This is a genomic window from Vibrio gangliei, from assembly GCF_026001925.1.
In the GTDB taxonomy this organism is placed as follows: domain Bacteria; phylum Pseudomonadota; class Gammaproteobacteria; order Enterobacterales; family Vibrionaceae; genus Vibrio; species Vibrio gangliei.
In genome coordinates, this window is the sequence record NZ_AP021869.1 from 2,407,034 (window position 1) to 2,424,808 (window position 17,775).

15 protein-coding genes are annotated in these 17,775 nt (G+C 44.8%); 10 read left to right on the top strand and 5 right to left on the bottom strand.

Annotated features, from left to right (window positions below; translation table 11 throughout):
• Nucleotides 1-112: 112 nt before the first annotated feature.
• Both Vgang_RS11150 and Vgang_RS11155 read right to left on the bottom strand, forming a co-directional pair.
• Nucleotides 113-2,524 carry a bifunctional aspartate kinase/homoserine dehydrogenase II gene (locus Vgang_RS11150; RefSeq protein ID WP_105902863.1) on the bottom strand — a complete coding sequence of 804 codons (2,412 nt, stop codon included), beginning with the start codon at nucleotides 2,522-2,524 and terminating at the stop codon, nucleotides 113-115.
• Complete coding sequence (locus Vgang_RS11155; RefSeq protein ID WP_105902862.1) at nucleotides 2,525-3,691, bottom strand: O-succinylhomoserine (thiol)-lyase; 1,167 nt, start codon at nucleotides 3,689-3,691, stop codon at nucleotides 2,525-2,527. It lies immediately after the preceding gene.
• A gap of 281 nt (nucleotides 3,692-3,972) precedes the next feature.
• Here Vgang_RS11155 and metJ point away from each other — a divergent pair, with 281 nt between their 5' ends.
• Complete coding sequence (gene metJ, locus Vgang_RS11160; RefSeq protein WP_105902861.1) at nucleotides 3,973-4,290, top strand: met regulon transcriptional regulator MetJ; 318 nt, start codon at nucleotides 3,973-3,975, stop codon at nucleotides 4,288-4,290.
• A 137-nt stretch (nucleotides 4,291-4,427) separates the two neighbouring features.
• On the opposite strand, the gene Vgang_RS11165 is transcribed toward metJ, so the two are convergent.
• Nucleotides 4,428-5,687 (bottom strand): malic enzyme-like NAD(P)-binding protein, encoded by a 1,260-nt coding sequence (locus Vgang_RS11165; RefSeq protein ID WP_105902860.1) that lies wholly within the window; start codon nucleotides 5,685-5,687, stop codon nucleotides 4,428-4,430.
• A 156-nt stretch (nucleotides 5,688-5,843) separates the two neighbouring features.
• The gene (rpmE, locus tag Vgang_RS11170; RefSeq protein WP_105902859.1) at nucleotides 5,844-6,062 is read right to left on the bottom strand and encodes a 50S ribosomal protein L31; all 219 of its coding nucleotides are present in this window, start codon (nucleotides 6,060-6,062) and stop codon (nucleotides 5,844-5,846) included.
• A 259-nt stretch (nucleotides 6,063-6,321) separates the two neighbouring features.
• Here rpmE and priA point away from each other — a divergent pair, with 259 nt between their 5' ends.
• The 7 genes from priA to rraA all read left to right on the top strand — a co-directional run bounded on the left by priA (nucleotide 6,322) and on the right by rraA (nucleotide 15,244).
• Nucleotides 6,322-8,523, top strand: a complete 2,202-nt coding sequence (gene priA, locus Vgang_RS11175; protein WP_105902858.1) for a primosomal protein N' — start codon at nucleotides 6,322-6,324, stop codon at nucleotides 8,521-8,523.
• Between the two features lie 685 nt (nucleotides 8,524-9,208).
• Nucleotides 9,209-10,213, top strand: a complete 1,005-nt coding sequence (gene cytR / locus Vgang_RS11180; RefSeq protein ID WP_105902857.1) for a DNA-binding transcriptional regulator CytR — start codon at nucleotides 9,209-9,211, stop codon at nucleotides 10,211-10,213.
• A gap of 153 nt (nucleotides 10,214-10,366) precedes the next feature.
• Nucleotides 10,367-10,948 (top strand): SPOR domain-containing protein, encoded by a 582-nt coding sequence (locus Vgang_RS11185; RefSeq protein WP_105902856.1) that lies wholly within the window; start codon nucleotides 10,367-10,369, stop codon nucleotides 10,946-10,948.
• 351 nt (nucleotides 10,949-11,299) lie between these two features.
• Nucleotides 11,300-11,818, top strand: a complete 519-nt coding sequence (gene hslV, locus Vgang_RS11190) for an ATP-dependent protease subunit HslV (RefSeq protein ID WP_105902855.1) — start codon at nucleotides 11,300-11,302, stop codon at nucleotides 11,816-11,818.
• 119 nt (nucleotides 11,819-11,937) lie between these two features.
• Nucleotides 11,938-13,275 carry an HslU--HslV peptidase ATPase subunit gene (gene hslU / locus Vgang_RS11195; protein ID WP_105902854.1) on the top strand — a complete coding sequence of 446 codons (1,338 nt, stop codon included), beginning with the start codon at nucleotides 11,938-11,940 and terminating at the stop codon, nucleotides 13,273-13,275.
• A gap of 379 nt (nucleotides 13,276-13,654) precedes the next feature.
• Entirely contained in the window at nucleotides 13,655-14,569 is a 915-nt protein-coding gene (locus Vgang_RS11200) for a 1,4-dihydroxy-2-naphthoate polyprenyltransferase (protein WP_105902853.1), read from the top strand.
• A gap of 150 nt (nucleotides 14,570-14,719) precedes the next feature.
• Nucleotides 14,720-15,244, top strand: a complete 525-nt coding sequence (rraA, locus tag Vgang_RS11205; RefSeq protein ID WP_105902852.1) for a ribonuclease E activity regulator RraA — start codon at nucleotides 14,720-14,722, stop codon at nucleotides 15,242-15,244.
• 91 nt (nucleotides 15,245-15,335) lie between these two features.
• On the opposite strand, the gene zapB is transcribed toward rraA, so the two are convergent.
• Nucleotides 15,336-15,578, bottom strand: a complete 243-nt coding sequence (gene zapB / locus Vgang_RS11210) for a cell division protein ZapB (protein ID WP_105902851.1) — start codon at nucleotides 15,576-15,578, stop codon at nucleotides 15,336-15,338.
• A 319-nt stretch (nucleotides 15,579-15,897) separates the two neighbouring features.
• Between zapB and glpX the strand changes: the two genes are divergently transcribed.
• Nucleotides 15,898-16,905: a class II fructose-bisphosphatase gene (gene glpX, locus Vgang_RS11215; protein ID WP_105902850.1), complete on the top strand. Its 1,008-nt coding sequence runs from the start codon at nucleotides 15,898-15,900 to the stop codon at nucleotides 16,903-16,905.
• A gap of 162 nt (nucleotides 16,906-17,067) precedes the next feature.
• Nucleotides 17,068-17,685: a helix-turn-helix transcriptional regulator gene (locus Vgang_RS11220; protein ID WP_105902849.1), complete on the top strand. Its 618-nt coding sequence runs from the start codon at nucleotides 17,068-17,070 to the stop codon at nucleotides 17,683-17,685.
• Nucleotides 17,686-17,775: the final 90 nt, after the last annotated feature.

Consider the following 17,775-nt stretch of genomic DNA (forward strand, 5'->3'; position numbering starts at 1 on the left):
GTCAATCCCATAAACATGAATTTTCTTCATGATTTTATCGAGCAAGTATTAAATACAACAATGCCACGACTTAAAGTAAGGCGTGGCATTGAATATTTGCGTCTTTAAGAGTTTAGATAAGGTTAGATAAACGGTTGAGATCCGATTGCAACGCGCCCGCCGTCACAGCACGACCGGCACCCGGGCCCTTAATCACAAGCGGGTTATCTTTGTACCACTTGCTCTCAATCGCAAACACGTTATCGCACGGCAATAAGTTGGCTAACGCATGCTCCGGAGAAAGCGCCTCAACGCCAACGGTAGCTTTACCATCACGCGATAAACGGGCGATATAACGCAGCACTTTACCTTGCTTTTGCGCTTTCGCTAAGCGTTCTGATAAGAGCTGATTCAGCACATGTCCTTGCTCGAAGAAATCATCGGTAGATAAATCTTTTAGCTCATCAGGCACTAGAGATTCCACCTTAACGCTTTCAGGTTCAATTTCTAAACCCGATTCACGGGCGACAATAACCAATTTACGCATGACATCTGAGCCATCAAGGTCTGAGCGAGGATCCGGCTCAGTTAACCCCTGTTGCCAGGCTAAATCGACTAAATCGGTAAAAGGAATGCTGCCATCAAACTGCTGGAACAACCAAGACAACGTACCAGAGAAGATACCCGATACCGCTGTGATTTGATCGCCACTATTGCGTAAATCTCGAATGGCGTAGTTAACCGGTAAACCTGCACCAACGGTGGCGTTATATAGCCAATGACGACCTGTTTTTTCAAACGCATTGACCACGCGCTGATAATCTTCGGTTGAGGCCGAACCAGCAACTTTATTGGCACAGATTAAATGCATACCATGTTCTGCGATTTGCTCATATTGCGCCGCAAGATCCGAACTTGCTGTCACATCCATCACCACCACTTCATGATAATCGGTTTGATGAGCTAAAGTTTCCAGCCAAGTTTTGCCATCATTCTCAATCGCTTCATCAGCAAAACGCGTTAACGCTTGTTCAGGGTCGATACCGTTTAAATCTAGCCAATAGGTTTGACTGTCCACAACCGCAACAAGGTCGAAACTCATACCGCGACGTTTTTCTAATTCAGCTTTTTGCTCGGCAAACAATTCCAGCCAACTGGAACCGATATTGCCTTTACCGCATAGAGCAATCGCAATGCGTTTCTGAGCTTGAAATAACTGGGTATGAATGCCAACCACCAGTTTAGCCACATCGGTTTTGCGTAAAATTGCGACCAAACTTAAGCCAGATTCTGATTCCGACATAAATTCAACAGGGGCATTTTTCAGCTGCTGATAAAAACCGTAGCAATGGTTCGGGTTAATGGTTACACCTGCGCCCACAGCCGCCACCATAGAGTAGCCTTCAAGCAGTTTGATTTCAGCGCCAACCGCGGTGTCTTGTAAATAGGTTAATGCCCCTGCGGCAATTTCCGCCGTATAAGCCAGAGATACACTGCCTTGATCGGGTTGAGATAGGGTCGCCAAAGGCTGTAATTGCGCACGAGTTAATGAACGCATTAATTCGGCTTCTAAACGAGAGAAATCATGTCCGGCGCCAAAGTTCACTTGAATCAGTAACACTTCGTCTAATGAAGTGATGATCTTGGCACCACGGCCCGATGCCAACACGCGCTCAATGCGAGTCGAACCTGATTCAGGCTGATAGCTACAACGTAGGCTTAAATCCATCGCACTTTGTGCCACAGGTTGTAAGGTACGACTATGCAGAACTGGCGCGGCTAAACGAGCCAATTCGCTCGCTTCATCCAAACGCAATAACGGCAGTAAACAGGCATCACTCACTTTACGTGGGTCCGCACTATACACGCCCGCCACATCACTCCAAATAGTGACTCGTATGGCTTCTGATAAGGCGCCAATCACAGTGGCAGAATAATCGGAGCCATTGCGGCCTAAAAGTACCGTTTCACCCGCTTCATTGCGAGCCATGAAACCGGTAATTACGACCCGGCGTTTACCATGTTGAGCAAGAATATCTTTCAATAAAGGCAGCGAACGACCGCGATCGACTTCTGGCTGCGCGCCACGCTCTGCACGTAAGAAATCACGAGAGTCGACTTGCGCTGCTTCCATATCAAGATGACATAACAATGTAGCTAAAACACGAGATGACCACACTTCACCATGGCCAAGAATGCTGGCTCGTTTCACGTCATTGATGGGACCAGTAATATCCCCTAGCGCCGTGAACTCTTTATTCAGTAATTCCAGTAAAGGCGCGGCTTTTTCTTCCGGTAATAGTTCTTCAACTAACCCAATTTGGAATTGACGCAATTGCTGCAAAATTTCATGAGCAATTCGGCCATCTTTTTCTAATGCATTAATCCAATCGATCAAACGGTTGGTGGTACTGCCTGCCGCGGAAACCACGATCAAATCCGCTGGCGCTGAATATTCTTTTAATATGTTGGCGACTCGTTTGTAGCACTCTGGATTGGCCAAACTACTACCACCAAACTTGTGTAACTGACGAGCAGATGTCATTTACGCTACCTCTTGTGCTTTTTTGAAAGCTTGCTCTAAATCAGCAATTAAATCCTGACTGTCTTCTAATCCCACAGACACACGTAGCAACAGTGGAGAAATTCCCGCTTCTGCTTGCGCTTCATCTGACATAGCTCGGTGGGTCATCGACGCAGGATGACACACTAAACTTTCCACTCCCCCTAGCGATTCCGCTAAAGAGAATAATTGTAACTGACCCACAAAGGTCTTGAGCTGTTCCATGCTGCCATTAATTTCAAAACTGAGCATAGAACCAAACCCACTCTGCTGAGCCTTAGCAATATCATGCCCAGGATGCTGCGGCAGGCTTGGGTGATAAATCGTTCCCACCAATGGCTGGTCTTGTAAGTATGCTAATAAATCTTGTGAACTTTCTTCATGCACTCGCATACGGGCCGCAAGCGTACGTAGACCACGCAAGGTCATATAGCTATCAAACGGCGTCCCAGTTGCACCAATACAATTGCCCCACCAGGCCAGTGTTTCGGCATGTTCGGCTTGTTTGGCGATGATCACGCCACCGATCACATCAGAATGCCCATTGATGTATTTAGTGGTGGAATGCACCACAAAATCAGCGCCCAACGTTAATGGTTTTTGATACACAGGTGTCAAGAAAGTGTTATCCACCGCGACTAATGCGCCCACTTGCTTAGCTTTTGCACAAGCTGCAGCAATATCCACCACTCTCACCAAAGGGTTTGACGGTGTTTCTAATAAAATCAGTTTCGGTTTTTTCGCGATCGCGGCATCAAATTCCGCTTGATTCGATTGATCGACAAACTGAACTTTAAAATCGCCTTTTTGCGCACGAGTATTAAATAAACGGTAGGTACCGCCATAACAATCATGCGGGGCAACAATCAGATCCTCTGGGCCAATAAACGCCGACACCCATAAATTCAGTGCCGAAGTACCACAGTTGGTAATCACCGCTCCGGCACCTTGCTCTAGTTCTGAAAGCGCTTGCTCTAATAAGCCACGGTTGGGGTTGCCCGAACGGGTATAATCGTATTTTGGCACTTCACCAAAAGCAGGAAAGCCGTAATTAGTCGAAAGGTAAATCGGCGGAACGACGGCATTAAATTGGCTATCAGACTCAATTCCAGTACGAACGGCGACAGTGGCGGGCTTTCTTGAACTCATTGGCGTATTCCTTTCCTTTGCGTGCACAATCTTTGTATACAGACACTATACTCAAATACTTTCAAAGCGCTATTTAGACGGGCGTAATTTATCAAAATTATTGCAATCAATAATGGAGCTAATCGCGCTTATTCATATATGAGCGAACATTGCTGTACTTTATCTCTCACCACAAAAGACGTCAAGACCTCTAGCCATCTAAATGTCTTTACTTTTGGCGGTAAATGCACCTAAAATTAGCGCCGTGACTTATTTATAAATAATCAGAACGAAGGTGCGTGATGGCAGATTGGAACGGTGACTACATAAGCCCGTATGCAGAACATGGAAAAAAAAGCGAACAAGTGAAAAAAATCACAGTATCGATTCCATTAAAAGTGCTTAAAATATTGACCGATGAACGCACTCGCCGTCAGGTGAATAACTTACGTCACGCCACCAATAGCGAACTGCTATGTGAAGCCTTCTTACATGCTTATACAGGTCAACCATTACCAACCGATGAAGATTTGCGTAAAGACCGCCCTGATGATCTTCCTGCCGAAGTAAAACGTTTGATGACAGAAATGGGCATTGAATTTGAGAATTTTGATGATTAACAGCGTGCCTCGGGATACTCGTGGCTCGTTTCTCGAATATCTTTTCTCGCTGTAATGCCTCACTATAAAAAAGCCAGAACGAATCAACGTTCTGGCTTTTGCTTTTTCGAATCACGAGAAACGAAATTCGAGTTCCGTTATCGCTGATACTCTTCCGGCAACTCAATACGCGCCACACCCGATTCAACCGCAGCGCGAGCGACAGCGCCAGCCACTTCAGATAACAAACGTGGATCCATTGGTTTTGGAATGATGTAGTCAGGGCCAAACTCTAGCTTATCGACACCCGCCGCTTTTAACACGTCTGCAGGCACGTCTTGTTTGGCTAATTGACGGATCGCTTCGACGGCAGCCAGCTTCATTTCATCATTGATTTCGCTCGCACGTACGTCTAATGCACCACGGAAAATGAATGGGAAACAAATCACGTTGTTCACTTGGTTTGGATAATCACTGCGGCCAGTACCCATGATCAAATCGTTACGTACTTTGGCAGCAATTTCAGGTTTAATTTCCGGGTCTGGGTTTGAACAAGCAAACACCACAGGTTTATCTGCCATTAACGCTAATGCTTCTGGTGGCAATAAGTTTGGACCCGATACACCGAGGAATAAGTCAGCCCCTTTGATCACATCTTCTAAGGTGCGCATATCGGTGTTGTTAGCAAATAATTGCTTATATTCATTTAGGTCATCACGACGAGTGTGGATCACGCCTTTACGATCTAGCATGTAGATTTTTTCACGCAATGCGCCACATTTGATCAATAGCTCCATACAAGCCACCGCCGCTGCGCCCGCACCTAAACACACGATTTTACAGTCTTCCAGTTTCTTACCTTGCAACTCAATCGCATTCAACATACCTGCTGCCGTTACAATCGCGGTACCGTGTTGGTCATCATGGAATACGGGTACATCACAACGCTCAACCAATTGACGCTCAATTTCAAAACAATCCGGCGCTTTAATATCTTCTAGGTTAATGCCACCAAAAGTATCGGCAATATTGGCAACGGTATCGATAAACTCATCAATGGTGCGGTGTTTTACTTGGATATCAATCGAATCAAGGTTAGCAAAGCGTTTGAACAATAATGCTTTACCTTCCATAACAGGCTTAGACGCCAATGGCCCTAAATTGCCAAGACCAAGAATCGCGGTACCGTTTGAAATCACCGCAACCGTATTACCTTTAGCGGTATATTTATAAGCGTTATCAGGATTCAGCGCGATTTCACGAACCGGCTCAGCCACACCTGGGCTATACGCTAAAGCAAGATCTTCTGCGGTATCGGCAGGTTTGGTAAGTGAGATGGCAATTTTACCCGCTGTTGGTTGAGCGTGGTAATCAAGTGCTCTTTGGCGAAAATCATTTTGCTGCTGATCATCTGACATAATGATGTAATCCTAAAATACGAGGGGAACAAGAAATCGTAATATTAAAGGATAGAAGATTAACTTGGTAGCGCAGGTGTTAAATTTTAGATAAGAAAAAAGGGACGCCTAAGCATCCCTTTCCAATTCGGTCTAACACTAAAAAATAGTGGCAGATTATTTTTTGCTGCTTAGAGTACCAAAACGCTTGTTGAAGCGATCAACACGGCCGCCTGTATCTACGATACGTTGCTTACCAGTGTAGAACGGGTGACATTTGTCACATACATCTAGGTGGATTGTGTCTTTGTCTAGCGTAGTGTTGAACTCGAAAGAGTTACCGCAAGAACAAGTAGCGTTTACAGCTTTGTATTCTGGGTGGATACCAGTTTTCATAGGACAAACCTTTATATTGGTCCGTATCGCTATCTGAATCTTCCTCTTGCTACTCAAAGGCAACAAGATCGGCCAGACACCATACGTAGTTACTAAAAAATGGTGTAAAAAACATACACCGTTAGAGGCGCAGTATAATAGTGAATAACCCTGCATCGATCAATACATTTGCTGAGTTTTTCTTCTATATTTCCGATAACGGTTGTTTTATCATGACTTTTCTTTGTTGTATTCATTTTAAAGGACGCTTTTCTTACTTATGCAGCCAAATATTGCTCAAGTTGCCCTGCCCGTTCCTTTAGATAAGTGCTTCGATTACCTCATCCCCAACTATTTGTTTCCCGTGATTGGCGGACGAGTCTCCGTGCCTTTTGGCCGTCAAACACTGATTGGCATTGTGGTCAATATTGTCGATCACTCTGATTTTCCGCTTGAGCAACTTAAACCCATCAAAGCCTGTCTTGATGCACGTCCAGTTTGGCCTAAACCTCTATATCAATTACTGCAATGGTGTAGCCAATTTTATCAATACCCACTTGGTGATACATTGGCTATGGCGCTACCGTCTCTACTTAAAAAAGGTAAGCCCGCCGATTTCACCAGTTTAAAAGAATGGCATATCACCGAAGCGGGTAAAAACCAATTGATAGCTGGATTTGGTCGTGCCCACCAGCAAGCCAAGGTGGTGCGCATGCTAGAAAATGGCCCATTAAGCCATCAAGCTATGATTGATGAAGAAGTAAATAGCACTACTCTCAAAACGCTGCAAGATAAAGGATGGATTGAAGCCAAACATAGTCAGCCGGCAAAACCAGTATGGCCTGATGCAATAGAAAATTCACAACATAAACCCCAGTTGAATGCGGAACAATCTATCGCGGTTGCCACCATTAACAACTTCCCAGGATTTGGCTGCTTTTTAATTGATGGCGTCACGGGTTCAGGTAAGACCGAAGTCTATTTAAACCTAATCAAACCCGTACTGGAACAAGGCAAACAGGCTCTCGTGCTTGTGCCTGAAATTGGCCTCACACCACAAACCATTAATCGTTTTAAACGCCGCTTCCATGTGCCGGTCGAAGTTATGCATTCCGGTCTCAATGATACCGAACGCTTAAATGCTTGGTTGGCAGCTCGAGACAAACAAGCCGGTATTATTATTGGCACCCGCTCGGCATTACTCACACCTTTTGCTGAGCTTGGCATTATTATTGTGGATGAAGAGCACGACGCCTCTTATAAACAGCAAGACACGCTTCGCTATCATGCCCGTGATGTCGCAGTGATGCGTGGCCATAAAGAAAACATTCCCGTGGTATTAGGCTCCGCCACACCGGCTTTAGAAACGCTGCACAATGCACAAACCGGCAAATATCATTATCTAACGCTCACCAAACGGGCCGGCAATGCCATTCCAGCCAAACACCATGTTCTCGATATCAAAGGACTGTATTTGGAAGGCGGGCTATCGGCTCCATTGATCGCCCAAATGCGCCGACACTTAAATGCAGGCAACCAAGTGATGCTGTTCTTAAATCGTCGCGGGTTTTCGCCAGCATTAATGTGTCATGAATGTGGCTGGATAGCAGAATGTAAGCGCTGTGATGCTTATTACACTTATCATCAAGGCAGCCAAGAAATACGCTGCCATCATTGTGGCTCACAGCGCCCGGTGATCTCGCAATGTCATGGCTGCGGCTCTACCCAATTAGTGTCCGTTGGCGTGGGAACCGAGCAACTAGAAAAACAATTAGAAACCCTATTCCCAGAATTCAAAACCATTCGCATCGACCGTGATAGTACGCGACGCAAAGGCAGTTTAGAAAGCGCATTAGAATCGATTAAAAACGGGGAATTTCAGATATTGATTGGCACCCAAATGCTGGCTAAAGGACATCACTTCCCCAATGTCACGTTAGTGGGATTATTGGATGTCGATGGCTCACTCTACAGCAGCGACTTCCGTGCCTCAGAACGTTTAGCGCAATTGTTTATTCAAGTTGCAGGTCGCGCAGGACGTGCCAGCAAACCTGGTGAAGTGCTGCTACAAACGCACCATCCAGAACACGCCTTGCTGCAATCTTTGCTGCATAAAGATTATCAACACTTTGCTCAAACGGCCTTGGCTGAACGCAAAATAGCACAATTGCCACCGTACAGTTTTCTGACACTATTTCGCGCCGAAGGAAACAACAATGACAATGTAGAAGCCTTTTTGCGTCAAGTGCGCCATACCTTAGAAGCTCACCCATTATTTGATGAGCAATGCCTAGTGCTAGGCCCGATGCCCGCCCCTCTGGCTAAACGAGCAGGCAAGTTCCGCTGGCAATTAATGCTGCAAGTCAGCACCCGCAGTCAAATGCAACGCTTATTGGCTTCCTCTAAAGCGGCCATTCAACTGCTGCCACTTGCCAAAAAAGTACGCTGGAATATGGATATCGAACCACAAGATTTAAGCTAATTAACCAGAATAAAACTATGGTTTATCTGATGATAGATCACTGAAAATAAAAGTAAAAAAGCCTCTATGTGACGCATGTCACCTAAAGCATGTAGGATTTGTTAACCTAATGCTATTCAGTGCTAGTTTTAGAACATAGAATGTTTAAATAACATATACACAAGTGATCTCAAGATGCAGAATTCAGAGCTCTCATCCAAGTTCTTGGACAAGGAAGATTTATGCGGAATGTAAACACCTTTCAAGTAAATCTGACGTAGCTTCTCTGTTTATAAAAAAGGGGACTTGGATGAAGCTCCCGAAGGGCAAGTTAAAACAAGCTTTATGCTGCGTTAAATTGAATAGAGATAGAATAACTATGATCATATTCAATTCGCCTTGCCTAAAACTTGTTTTATTCTTGCTGAAACTCGCATCTTGAGGTTACTTGGGTATAAATACCTAGCCGTACTTTTGGTATCGCGGTCGTTATCCGTGAAATACATCGAATTAACCGATATTTCATTGACCCAACCTAGGTTGAAAACTCGCTTTTCGTGCGACACTTCAATGAGTCGATCATCACGATTTAACGCTCAATATCGAGTGGCGAAACCATTTTATTTTGCTTATCACTGCAGTGAGATTTATTGGTAAGCGTTTTTATTTGCCCGTTTGGGCGGAAAAGTGAAGAGAGGAATACTTTATGGCGACAATGAAGGAGGTTGCCCAACTCGCAGGAGTTTCCACTGCTACGGTGTCCCGGGCATTGATGAACCCTGAAAAAGTCTCCAGTGCAACGCGCAAACGTGTAGAAGATGCAGTATTAGAATCCGGTTACGCCCCCAACTCTTTGGCTCGTAACTTACGCAGAAACGAGTCTAAAACCATTATTGTTATCGTGCCGGATATCTGTGACCCTTATTTCACTGAAATCATTCGTGGCATTGAAGATACCGCTGCTGAGCATAACTACTTAGTGCTTCTAGGCGATAGCGGCCAACAATTAAAACGTGAAAGCACACTCGTCAATTTGGTGTTCACCAAACAAGCGGATGGCATGTTATTGCTTGGGACGGATGTGCCTTTTGATGTCAGCAAACCTGAGCAAAAAAACTTACCCCCGTTAGTGATGGCTTGTGAGTACGCTCCTGAACTTGAGCTGCCAACCGTTCATATTGATAACCTGACTGCCGCTTTTGATGTCGTCAATTATCTCACTCAGATGGGCCACAAACGCATTGCTGAAATGTCAGGGCCGGCAGAAGCCACGCTATGTCAATTCCGCCACCAAGGTTTCCAACAAGCACTGCGTCGTGCTGGTATTGAGATGAACCCAACTTACCAAGTATCGGGTGATTTCAGTTTGGAATCCGGTGTCGCCGCAGCCAGTAAATTGCTCTCACTACCAGAGCCACCTACGGCGATTTTCTGCCATAACGACAGCATGGCGATTGGCGCGATACAGCAAGCCAAAAAACAAGGTTTTAAAGTGCCGCAGGATTTATCCATTGTTGGCTTTGATGACATCCAATTCTCTCAATATTGCGATCCGCCGTTGACCACTATTGCTCAACCCCGTTATGAAATCGGCAAACAATCCATGTTGATGTTATTGGAAGTTTTAAAAGGTCGTGAAGTTCGTGCTGGCTCTCGTTTATTAGAAGCCAATCTTGTCGTACGAAATAGCGCTGCGCCACCACGTCGTTGATGGCCTAGTCTACGGCTAAATATCAAGGCGATGTCACCTAAGTGGTATCGCCTTTTTCTGCATTTATCCTTCCCTGAAAAAAATGGTATTGCCACAAAAACTGCATTAACATATACCTCCTTTTAATTTCATCAATTAAGTTATCATACGACCGTGGCCAATCGAGATTACGTAAGAAAAACGCCTGCTTCCAATAAGAAAAGCACAACTAGAAACACCCGAAAACCTGCGACTAAAAAGAAGCCGGCAGCGCGTGCTATCCCTTGGAAGGCCGCGATCATTGCTGTGATTCTGCTCGCAGGCCTCATTGCGTTACTCTCTAAACTCAATGATGATCCAGAACCACAAGTTCCAGAAGCGAACGTGGTACCGGTAACCGTTGCAGAAAAGCCAAAAACTCAAGAAACCTTACCGCCGCCACCACAAGAAAAATGGGATTACATGGAAACCTTGCCGAATCGAGAAATCGAAGTGCAAGCGAAAGAAATTGAAATTCCTAAGATCCCTTACATCATGCAGTGTGGTGCTTATAAAACTTCAGCACAGGCGCAAGAACGCAAAGCCAATATCGCCTTCCAAGGCTTAGCGAGTAAAGTGGTAAAACTTGAAGGCAGTAGCTGGTACCGCATTATTCTTGGCCCATACACCTTTAAGCGTGATGCGGTAAAAGAACAACACGTATTGCAACGCGCTAAAATTGAGCCATGCATTATCATGCGAGATACGTTGAAGTAAGTAGTGATTCTTGTTGCTCGTAGCTCGGACGCTTTGCTGCTCGTATCTCGAAAAAGAAAAAGCCAGCAACATCTCTGAACTCTATATAGACAGTCATCCCTGAGGAGCCGCAAGGCGACATCAGGGATCGACCTACCGCTCGCTCCAAGCCTTTTCGAGCAACGAGCAGTATAACGCCCGATAACCGAGTACCGTATCTCGTATCTCGTATCTCGTATCTCGTATCTCGTATCTCGTATCTCGTATCTCGAAACCATTATCCCCCTCCTCGACAATTTATTCCCCTTCCCTTGAATTCTTTTTGCGCTAACCTCATATGAATAAAAAGACGGAATAATTAAGAGGTTTCTCGTGACTACTATTGTATCTGTACGCCGCAACAACAAAGTCGTCATCGCTGGTGATGGCCAAGTTTCATTAGGCAACACGGTGATGAAAGGAAATGCCAAAAAGGTTCGCCGTTTATACAACGACAAAGTCTTAGCAGGATTTGCGGGCGGTACCGCGGATGCCTTCACGCTGTTTGAACGTTTTGAACATAAGCTGGAAATGCATCAAGGTCACTTAACCAAAGCCGCGGTTGAACTAGCAAAAGATTGGCGTAGTGATCGCGCCCTGCGTAAATTAGAAGCGCTGCTTGCGGTCGCGGATGAAACGGCGTCTCTTATCATTACCGGTAATGGTGATGTGGTTCAGCCAGAACACGATCTTATCGCGATTGGTTCAGGTGGTAACTTTGCACAAGCGGCAGCCATCGCTCTACTTGAGAATACTGACTTAGAAGCGCGTGACATTGCAGAAAAGGCGCTGACAATTGCTGGTGATATTTGTGTCTTCACGAATCACCATCATACGATTGAAGAACTATAAGCATACTGATTTTGCCTGTTTGCTGCTTTGCCTTTCGCTTTCTAGCCCAAGACAGAAAACAGGTTCACTCTGTGCGAAGTAACGCTTCGCGCTCATTATTCGAGTAAAAGGATAACCTTATGTCTGAAATGACACCTCGTGAAATTGTTCATGAACTCAACCAACACATCATCGGCCAAGATAAAGCCAAACGCGCCGTCGCCATTGCACTCCGTAATCGCTGGCGTCGTATGCAACTTGATGAAAACCTGCGTTCAGAAGTTACCCCTAAAAACATCTTGATGATCGGTCCAACCGGTGTGGGTAAAACGGAAATCGCACGTCGTCTGGCAAAACTTGCCAATGCGCCTTTCATCAAAGTTGAAGCGACTAAATTCACCGAAGTCGGCTATGTCGGTAAAGAAGTTGAGTCTATCATTCGCGATTTGACCGACGTTTCTATCAAGCTCACTCATCAGCAAGAAATGGAAAAAGTAAAATTCCGTGCTGAAGAACAAGCAGAAGAGCGTATTTTGGATGCACTCCTGCCGCCACCTCGTGAAGGTTGGGGACAAGATGAAAAAACGCAAGAAAGTAACTCGAATACCCGCCAAGTATTCCGCAAAAAGCTGCGTGAAGGCCAACTTGATGATAAAGAAATTGAAATTGATGTCGCCGCACCGCAAATGGGTGTTGAAATCATGGCACCTCCTGGTATGGAAGAAATGACCAACCAGCTACAAGGCATGTTCCAAAACCTGGCTGGCGACACCAAGAAAAGCCGCAAAATGAAGATCAAGGATGCATTCAAAGCTTTAACCGAAGAAGAAGCGGCTAAGCTAGTGAATCAAGAAGATTTGAAAGAACAAGCGATCTTCAACGTTGAAAACAACGGTATCGTATTTATCGATGAAATCGACAAAATTTGTAAGCGTGGCGATCAAACTGGCGGTGGCGAAGTATCACGTGAAGGTGTTCAGCGTGACTTATTACCATTAGTGGAAGGCAGCACGGTCTCAACCAAACATGGCATGGTACGTACTGACCACATCTTATTCGTTGCGTCTGGTGCTTTCCAAGTCGCACGTCCTTCGGATTTGATCCCTGAGTTGCAAGGTCGTCTACCAATCCGTGTTGAACTTGAAGCACTGAGCAGTCAAGACTTCAAACGCATCTTAACCGAGCCTCATGCGTCACTCACAGAGCAATATCGTGCACTGATGGCAACCGAAAATGTTGAGATCGAATTTACCGAAGATGGCATTACGCAAATTGCTGAAGCCGCTTGGCAGGTAAATGAAACCACAGAAAATATCGGTGCACGTCGCTTACATACCGTTATGGAGCGTTTGATGGATGACATCTCATTTGACGCGACAGATAACCCTGGCATGAAAGTGTCAATCGACGGTGATTACGTTAAGCAACGTTTAGGCGAATTTGTGGCAGATGAAGATTTAAGCCGCTTTATTCTATAAAACATTCATCATTATTCGATATAATATACCCAAGTGGCTTCAAGATGCCGAATTCAGAGCTGTCATCCAAGTTCTTGGACAAGGAAGATTTATGCGGAATGTAAACACCTTTCAATTAAATCTGACGTAGGCTAAGAACTTGGATGAAGCTCCCGAAGGGCAAGCTAAAACAAGCTTTATGCTGCGTTAAATTAAATAGAGATAGAATAGCTATGATCATATTCAATTTGCCTTGCCTAAAACTTGTTTTAATCTTGCTGAAACTTGCATCTTGAAGTTACTTGGGTATAAAGAAGCTCGCTATTAAGCGGGCTTTTTAATTTTCGCTATATCACTGATATACTTTTTTTTACTATTATTTTATTCGTCTTGTACTTATATGAAATCCTCTTTTGCTATTTGGCTAGATGCCGCGAGACCTAAAACCCTGCTTCTGGCCATTGCTGCAATCGCAACGGGCAGCAGCCTTGCTTACGCCGACCATCACTTTTCTTTCGCAATTTCTTTGTTGGCGTTACTGACTGCGACCTTGCTGCAAATTTTATCAAATCTCGCTAATGATTATGGTGATGCGGCACAAGGCACCGATAACGAAAATAGAATCGGCCCCATTCGTGGTATGCAACAAGGCATGATCACTCAAGATGGTATGAAAAAAGCGATCGCTCTTAACATTGTTTTTATCATCATCAGCGGCTTAGCCCTCGTCTTTTACGCCTTACAAAGCCCCACCAGCATCGCTGCATTTATTGTGCTGGGCTTATTGTCCATTATCAGCTCAATTGCCTATACCATGGGCAGTAAACCTTATGGCTACATTGGGCTTGGTGATATTTCTGTGTTTATTTTCTTCGGACTGCTTGCCATTCTAGGCACCTATTTCCTACACACTGGCACCATTAAAGCATCCTTGTTATTACCAGCCATTGGTTCCGGTTTATTTTCAATGGGCGTACTTAATATCAATAATATGCGCGATGTAGAAAATGACACAGTGAGCAACAAGCGTACACTCGTGGTTCGCATTGGAATTGAACGAGCCAAACGCTATCACATTGGGCTATTGGCCTTTGGTTGGTTAACCATGGCGGTGTACCTGATTAGTCACGTTCAACCCATTTGGATAAATGTATTAATGCTGTTACCGCTCATTCGTATCATTAAACACGGCCACATTATTTGGAATGTGAAAGAGTCTACCCAATTCATTCCTATGCTACCGGACATGGTGAAATGTGCTTTTATCACCAATATCGTGTTTGCGGTGACATTAGTGCTCAGCCAATGGGTTTGATTCATTTAGATTTCTTAATGAATCAAACTGTTATCGCGACCTGTAGTGAGATCAAAGTCTTTTGAGGAATTTGTGCTTTGTCATTGCAAAGCCATAATGAGCCGATATACTCGTTGTTAGTCTTTTACCGCAAGCAAAGAGAATACCGCTATGGAATATAATACCTCTGCACTGTGTGATATTTACCAAGATCAAGTTGATGTGGTTGAACCTATGTTCAGCAACTTTGGTGGCTTAACATCATTTTCGGGTCAACTGACTACCGTCAAATGTTTTGAAGATAACGGTATTATCCGTTCAATCTTGCAAGAAGACGGTACTGGTAGAGTATTATTAATCGATGGCGGCGGCTCACTGCGTCGCGCATTAATCGATGCTGAAATTGCCGCTATCGCAGAAGAAAATGACTGGGAAGGCCTTGTTGTTTACGGCTGCGTGCGTGAAATCGATGATTTGGAAGAAATGGAAATTGGTATTCAAGCCATTGCTTCTATTCCTGTCGGTGCAACGCAAAACAACATTGGTGAAGTCGATGTACCGGTTAACTTTGGCGGCGTGACCTTCTTACCAGAAGACTATCTCTATGCTGACAACACCGGCGTCATTATCTCGCAAGAGCCGCTTGATGTGGAATTAGAGCTGGACGACGATGAGCTTGAGCCTTTAGAGGATTAATTTCTCACTGGTTGCTAGACATACAAAAACAGAGCCACATGAGCTCTGTTTTTTTATATCTTGAATATAATACTCAAACGTAAGCAGAGAATTATTCAACGTCGTCCATTTTACCAAGCAAGCTGCGGATGCGCTCTTGCCATGCTTGTTGCTCTTGACGCATCACTTGAGTTTGTTGCTCAAGCTCTTCACGACCTTCACGCAATTGACCTGCTTCTGCCGCCAATTGCTCGTTCTTTTCTTTAAGCTCTTCTACTTCCATTTGAAGTAATGCGATCGTATCTACCGCGGTTTGAATTTTTGCTTCTAGCTGTTCTAGTACTTCGAAAGACATCTTTGCTACCTATAAAATGATCATGATGAGCGACAAAGTCGAAACAAGAAACGAATCCTACGCCGCCTTTATCCACGTTTGTTCCCATTCTACTCAGCTTGCATCTTTGCGCCACCGTCTTATTCAACTATTTCTGCCTACTTGCGCAAAAAAACGGCAAACCTTACTTAATTATGACATTTGTCGCCATGATTCTCGCCGATGAGTTAATTTAGCCGACTTTGCCAGGATTCAAATTCAAAAAAGCAAACGTTACCGTTTTGGCTATGCTAGAATATGCCGCAGATTTTTCTCTTTGTTTGTTTTATTTGGAGTCAGTATGAAACGCGATTTAGCATTGGCATTTTCTCGAGTGACTGAAGGTGCTGCGCTTGCCGGATATAAATGGTTAGGCCGAGGCGATAAAAACGCAGCCGATGGCGCTGCAGTAGCTGTAATGCGTACCCTACTGAATGACACTGAAATCAGCGGTGAAATTGTTATCGGTGAAGGTGAAATTGACGAAGCGCCTATGCTTTATATCGGTGAACAAGTTGGCCTAGGCGGCGATGCGGTGGATATCGCGGTGGATCCAATCGAAGGCACTCGTATGACCGCAATGGGTCAATCTAATGCCTTGGCTGTACTGGCCGCTGGTGAAAAAGGCAGCTTCTTAAAAGCTCCAGATATGTACATGGAAAAATTGGTGGTTGGCCCTGGTGCAAAAGGCTGCATTGATTTAGCCAAACCGGTTGAAGAAAACATTCAAAACGTGGCTAAAGCGTTGAATAAGCCATTATCAGAATTAACCGTGATCACGCTTGCTAAACCTCGTCACGATGCCGTTATCGCGAAAATCCAGCAAATGGGCGCACGTGTTTTTGCTGTGCCAGATGGTGATGTGGCAGCGTCCATCCTAACCTGTATGCCAGACAGTGAAGTCGACATGATGTACTGCATCGGTGGTGCGCCAGAAGGTGTGGTTTCTGCGGCTGTGATCCGTGCTTTAGATGGTGACATGCAAGGTCGTTTATTACCTCGTCATGAAGTAAAAGGTGATACGCCAGAAAACCGCACTCATGGTGAACTTGAACTGCAACGCTGCGCTGAAATGGGCGTACAAGCGAACACCATCCTGAAAATGGATGACATGGCGCGTAGCGATAACGTGGTATTTGCTGCAACCGGTATTACCAAAGGTGACCTACTCGAAGGCATTACTCGTACTGGTAATATCGCAACCACAGAAACCTTAGTCATCCGTGGTAAGAGCCGCACCATTCGTCGCATCAAATCGATTCACTACCTTGAGCGTAAAGACGACGAAGTCAAACAACACATTTTATAAGATTCAGTGTCACGATAATCAACGCAGCTCTCGGGTTGCGTTTTTTTATTTGCATTAAAAAGTATTTGTTAAGCATTTGCTTTATTAAATTTTTCCTCCATCATATACCCAGTGAGTGGGATATCGGCCCTTCACTATCGATAGAGATGAATAAAAGGCAATATGAAAACCAGCGATAAAATTCTCAATAAAATTAAACGTGAGGGCAAAATCACCGCGCGTCAATTAGCGGAGGATTTGTCGATCACCACCATGGGCGCTCGCCAACATTTGCAAGCGCTTGAAGAAGAAGGGTTTCTGACCTTTACCGATATCAAAGTCAAAGTGGGACGTCCGGCTCGTCACTGGTCATTAACCCAACAAGGGCACGATCAGTTTATTGACCGTCACCAAGATCTCAGCATCGATATTATCTCAGCCATTGATGACACCTTTGGTTCTAGTGGATTAAACAAAGTCATTACTCAGCGAGAGCACACCATTTATGAGCGTTACCAACAACAATTAGCCCATTGCCACACTATCCAGCAAAAGTTACAAACGCTGGTACAACTGCGTGAGCAAGAAGGTTATATGGCGGAACTGGAAGAAAGCGATTCTGGTTACCTACTGATCGAAAATCATTGCCCGATTTGCCAAGCCGCAAAGCAATGCCCCCAGTTGTGTCGCTCGGAACTGCACATTTTTCAAACCTTACTCGCCGATGAATGCCAGGTTCAACGACGCGAACACATTATTCAAGGTGCCAATCGCTGCTGTTACCAAATTACACCGTTATAGCCGCGGCCGCATGCCCTATTCTTATCATCAAATTTTTGGATACCTTTGCTTGTGAATTCAACGTCTCAACCTTCGCTGGCTCGTCAGCTA

Coding starts and splice junctions, on each gene's coding strand:
- hslU (WP_105902854.1), top strand. CDS start 11,938: ATGTCTGAAATGACACCTCGTGAAATTGTTCATGAACTCAACCAACAC.
- glpX (WP_105902850.1), top strand. CDS start 15,898: ATGAAACGCGATTTAGCATTGGCATTTTCTCGAGTGACTGAAGGTGCT.
- rpmE (WP_105902859.1), bottom strand. CDS start 6,062: ATGAAAACTGGTATCCACCCAGAATACAAAGCTGTAAACGCTACTTGT.
- priA (WP_105902858.1), top strand. CDS start 6,322: ATGCAGCCAAATATTGCTCAAGTTGCCCTGCCCGTTCCTTTAGATAAG.
- Vgang_RS11155 (WP_105902862.1), bottom strand. CDS start 3,691: ATGAGTTCAAGAAAGCCCGCCACTGTCGCCGTTCGTACTGGAATTGAG.
- Vgang_RS11220 (WP_105902849.1), top strand. CDS start 17,068: ATGAAAACCAGCGATAAAATTCTCAATAAAATTAAACGTGAGGGCAAA.
- metJ (WP_105902861.1), top strand. CDS start 3,973: ATGGCAGATTGGAACGGTGACTACATAAGCCCGTATGCAGAACATGGA.
- cytR (WP_105902857.1), top strand. CDS start 9,209: ATGGCGACAATGAAGGAGGTTGCCCAACTCGCAGGAGTTTCCACTGCT.
- Vgang_RS11150 (WP_105902863.1), bottom strand. CDS start 2,524: ATGACATCTGCTCGTCAGTTACACAAGTTTGGTGGTAGTAGTTTGGCC.
- rraA (WP_105902852.1), top strand. CDS start 14,720: ATGGAATATAATACCTCTGCACTGTGTGATATTTACCAAGATCAAGTT.
- Vgang_RS11165 (WP_105902860.1), bottom strand. CDS start 5,687: ATGTCAGATGATCAGCAGCAAAATGATTTTCGCCAAAGAGCACTTGAT.
- Vgang_RS11200 (WP_105902853.1), top strand. CDS start 13,655: ATGAAATCCTCTTTTGCTATTTGGCTAGATGCCGCGAGACCTAAAACC.
- zapB (WP_105902851.1), bottom strand. CDS start 15,578: ATGTCTTTCGAAGTACTAGAACAGCTAGAAGCAAAAATTCAAACCGCG.